This window comes from Pseudomonas sp. PME37.24/006 (genome assembly GCF_055556635.1).
Window position 1 is genome coordinate 1 of record NZ_JBVHNL010000119.1, and the last position, 268, is coordinate 268.

At 74.3% G+C, this 268-nt stretch carries 1 protein-coding gene; it reads right to left on the reverse strand.

Annotated elements, in window-relative coordinates:
- A partial coding sequence (locus tag ACZ3GY_RS24080) for a hypothetical protein (protein WP_465912268.1) occupies positions 1-268 on the reverse strand: 268 nt, incomplete at both ends.

Below are 268 nucleotides of genomic sequence, written 5' to 3' on the forward strand. Positions count from 1 at the left end.
GCGCGCCCGGGGCAACCGCGATGTGCTGGACATGAAGGCGGGCCCGGTTGGGCGTCAGCGGGGTCTCCGGCCTGACCTGTACTTCGAACAGGACATAGCCGACCGGCTCGGCGTCGATCTCGGCGTCGACGGGCATCGCGACACCCCACGTCCGCAGCAGCGGCGTGAGCGACACCGCTTCGGGCGTCGGCGCCGGGGCGTCGAGCACACCGCGCACGGCGTCCGCGAGGGGCGCGAGCCCCGCCCGGAACGACGCGACCTCATCGGG